The 1,191-nt window shown below is 57.5% G+C and carries 1 protein-coding gene; it reads left to right on the top strand.

Annotated features, from left to right (window positions below; translation table 11 throughout):
• Window positions 1–1,191 (top strand): collagen-like domain-containing protein (locus Y79_RS01000000119980; protein WP_016936792.1); only part of this gene is annotated, 1,191 nt, incomplete at both ends.

Below are 1,191 nucleotides of genomic sequence, written 5' to 3'. Positions count from 1 at the left end.
GGAGTAACTGGTCCAACAGGAGCAACAGGAGTAACTGGTGTAACCGGCTCAACTGGAGAAACTGGTTCAACCGGAGTGACAGGAGAAACTGGCCCAACGGGTCCAACCGGGTCAACAGGCCCAACAGGAGCAACAGGAGTAACGGGCTCAACCGGAGCAACTGGTGCAACCGGGGCAACTGGAGCAACAGGAGTAACAGGATCAACCGGCTCAACTGGAGAAACTGGCCCAACGGGTGTAACCGGAGCGACTGGAGAAACGGGACCAACAGGACCAACAGGAGCAACAGGTGTAACCGGAGTGACTGGAGAAACCGGACCAACGGGTGCAACCGGAGCAACGGGAGTAACTGGTCCAACTGGAGAAACAGGAGCAACAGGAGTAACTGGTGTAACCGGCTCAACTGGAGAAACGGGACCAACAGGAGTAACAGGAGTAACAGGAGTAACCGGAGCGACAGGAGAAACGGGACCAACAGGAGTAACCGGAGCAACCGGGGCAACTGGAGAAACAGGATCAACAGGAGTAACCGGAGCGACTGGAGAAACGGGAGCAACTGGAGAAACAGGCTCAACCGGAGTGACTGGAGAAACCGGACCAACGGGTGCAACAGGATCAACAGGAGTAACTGGAGAAACCGGTCCAACAGGAGCAACCGGAGTAACTGGCGCAACCGGCCCAACGGGTGCAACCGGATCAACAGGAGTAACTGGTCCAACCGGAGTAACCGGAGCGACTGGAGAAACGGGACCAACAGGACCAACCGGAGTAACCGGAGTAACCGGAGTAACTGGAGCAACAGGAGAAACAGGATCAACCGGGGCAACAGGATCAACAGGAGTAACTGGTGTAACCGGAGCGACTGGAGAAACGGGACCAACAGGACCAACCGGAGTAACCGGAGTAACTGGAGCAACCGGCCCAACGGGTGCAACCGGAGTAGCTGGAGAAACAGGAGCAACCGGGGAAACAGGAGCAACAGGAGCGACCGGAGTAACTGGAGAAACCGGCCCAACGGGTGCAACAGGAGCGACCGGAGTAACCGGATCAACCGGATCAACCGGCTCAACTGGTCCAACCGGATCAACCGGAGTGACTGGAGAAACCGGCCCAACAGGTCCAACTGGAGCGACTGGCTTAACAGGAGCAACCGGGGCGACAGGAGAAACCGGCCCCACCGGAGTAACAGGA

The organism is Bacillus siamensis KCTC 13613 (assembly GCF_000262045.1).
In the GTDB taxonomy this organism is placed as follows: Bacteria; Bacillota; Bacilli; order Bacillales; family Bacillaceae; genus Bacillus; species Bacillus siamensis.
Note: the sequence above shows the minus strand (reverse complement) of the source record. Positions and strands in the feature narration are given on the sequence as shown.